4 protein-coding genes are annotated in these 2,459 nt (G+C 42.0%); all 4 read right to left on the bottom strand.

Annotated features, from left to right (window positions below):
* Positions 1–219 precede the first annotated feature (219 nt).
* The 4 genes from MIB40_RS19310 to MIB40_RS19295 all read right to left on the bottom strand — a co-directional run bounded on the left by MIB40_RS19310 (position 220) and on the right by MIB40_RS19295 (position 2,353).
* Positions 220–837: a hypothetical protein gene (locus MIB40_RS19310; protein WP_249697135.1), complete on the bottom strand. Its 618-nt coding sequence runs from the start codon at positions 835–837 to the stop codon at positions 220–222.
* A gap of 21 nt (positions 838–858) precedes the next feature.
* Positions 859–1,284: a hypothetical protein gene (locus MIB40_RS19305; RefSeq protein ID WP_249697134.1), complete on the bottom strand. Its 426-nt coding sequence runs from the start codon at positions 1,282–1,284 to the stop codon at positions 859–861.
* A 102-nt stretch (positions 1,285–1,386) separates the two neighbouring features.
* A complete protein-coding gene (locus MIB40_RS19300) occupies positions 1,387–1,950 on the bottom strand; it encodes a hypothetical protein (protein WP_249697133.1) in 564 nt (187 codons plus the stop codon).
* A 73-nt stretch (positions 1,951–2,023) separates the two neighbouring features.
* Entirely contained in the window at positions 2,024–2,353 is a 330-nt protein-coding gene (locus tag MIB40_RS19295; RefSeq protein WP_249697132.1) for a hypothetical protein, read from the bottom strand.
* Positions 2,354–2,459 lie beyond the last annotated feature (106 nt).

The raw sequence follows: 2,459 nt of genomic DNA, 5'->3' as shown, positions 1-2,459 counted from the left end.
CGATACATTTCTAGTAGCGTTTTGATGAATCAAAACACCTGCTCAGTAATACATTGAACAGGCAGACTCTCGATAGGTGTTTGGTACAGCCTCCCCAAAGGCAAGTCCACCATGGAATTATCGCAAGCAGTGAAAAAGGTGTTTCTAATACACAACAGCACTGAGCAAGTGCTGTTTTAGGGTCTTTTTGTTTCTTTAGAAGGCCCGGTCGTATAGGTGTTAGGTGATTTTTCGCCTCCAGACCTCTAACCCTGACAATGCCACAGTTAGCAATACTATGAATGGCTCGTAGTTACCGTCGGGATTATTTGCCCACATCCCACCAAAAAATGCGATAGAAATAAGAATTAAGACCTCAATTACACCAAGCCCCTTAGCGAAGACACTAACCTTCTGGGAATTTTCGAGATCAAGTACGTAATGTTGAAGGCTATTATCGAATCTCTTCTCAGCACGCTCGACAGCAAGCTCTACATCTGGCTTCATTCTCGTGTGCAACTCGGGCTTACCTGTTAATGCACAGACTGCTGCCATTCGGTCATAGAGAGGACCCACAAAGTTATTTAGCTCTGCCTTTACAATACGACCGACGTCACTTTCTAAATTCGGATCAAAGGTAAATTTAAGAGCTTGTATGTGCGAAAAGGCAATATCGTAAAATTCAACCGCTTTCTCTTCAATTAGGTTCATAACGAACTTTATAGAATTACCTGATTTAAGTAGTCCATTAGCTGCATTTTCTCTTTTCATCCTTTCTACAGATTCGTCGAAAGCGACCGTCTGATCTTGTGCGAGAATCTTGCACTTATCTTTTAGATTTTGATGTGACTTGTGCACTATCGAGATTCCTCGTTTAACCTAACGCTGAGCTAACCGTCGGCCAGTGCGAAGCACTCTTTTGGCTGTCCGACGGAGGCTGCTTCCGGCCGGAGTGTAGTTGAGCGTTTTGTTATGTGTTTTTGGCTCGGAGCCACCTTTTTTGTTGTTCTTTAAGCACCCTAAAAATAGCAGGGGGGCCTTGGTTTCTAGGCCAAGCTCAGCTAGCTCCTCGATTTCGATAAACGATATTGCGACAGCGTTCTCTATTTCAAGGATTGCATCTTCTTTATGGAGCAACCCTTCTATGAATTCGAGAATGCCACTGGTACAGGAAAGCTTATCGCGAATACCTTCAGCCAAGTACGACATTTGTGTGTGCAACATTTCAGGATCTTCTGACAACTCAGGTAAGTAGTTACCAAAATTTTTAATTGCGTCTCGGCTGAACTCTTTTTCTCCGTACATAACTAATTCCCTAAAGGAACACATAACGCCCGTATTTGCGGCTGGTTTGGAGCGCAGCGGAAAACCAGTCCAACAACATGCGCTTGTTAGTGCTTTATACTATCAAAATTTCCACCAAGATTTTTTAGCAGGCACTTGTTTCTTTTTTTCTTCTATTGGTGGCACATATGGATATTTCATCCCAGGAACCCATTTCATCTTCCAATCCTCGTACTCTGCGTAACCAGCACCATCATCTATGCCCACGATTGAGTGGCCAAAACAAGTAACTAGCGCAACCATAGAATCAGTGCCGCCATAAGGGTAACCATGAGGATTAAAGTTCAGATGACAATCACCATTTTCTTTAGTAATGGAGATAAGATCATAATCTCCATTCCAGAAAGCCTCGTACATTGATTCCAAATCCCATGGAGGCAATGGCAATTTTGGAGATATACGAATTTCCACGGCAGTCTCTGCCCAAAAGTTTTGCCATTCTTTCTGTTCTTCTTCTGAAGGATTCCAAAAATGGCTCTTTTCAGCATCCGAAAGAAAGTCGCTCAGTTTCTTTTCGTCTGGCTCTTCAGAAGAATCTTTCTCTTCTTTTAGCAATTCAAAGAAGCTCGTGAGTCTAGTTAATGACTCCTCATCCTTTTCTGTGAACTTTACGTGGCAATATTCCATGGGCTTCCTAGAGCACTAACGCTTTACACTGAAGACAGAACGTCTTTTGTGATGTTATTTCATCTGTTTCTTGTTAAGTACTTTCACAAAGACTCCATTTTGAATTCTGAATCTTTATCTCCCAGTACCCGTTACCTGGTAATATCTGAATACAACCAGAGAGTAAATCATCATCAAGTGTATAGTCGAAATGAGAGACATCCATTTCATCGAGTGTCCTGCTCGCCAGTTGACCATTAATCGATAAATCGACACTCTCGAATTCGAACAATTCTAAGACATATCCATCATACTCTTGAGATTCATCGTTAAATTGCAAGACTTCCAGCCGAATTCTGTCCTCTATAAGCGAGATGTTCTTGATTGGAAGATCATGCCATTTAATATTTTCGATGAGGCTCATTGTTCGTGTACTGGTCTTACCCACGAAAAGTAGACACAGATTATGCGTATAAACGCTCATATTCAGCAGGGCTCACATAGCCTATTGCTGAGTGCCTTCTTATTCG

The sequence above is a fragment of the Aestuariirhabdus haliotis genome, from assembly GCF_023509475.1.
Lineage (GTDB): Bacteria > Pseudomonadota > Gammaproteobacteria > Pseudomonadales > Aestuariirhabdaceae > Aestuariirhabdus > Aestuariirhabdus haliotis.
This window is presented reverse-complemented; position numbering and strand designations above follow the sequence as displayed.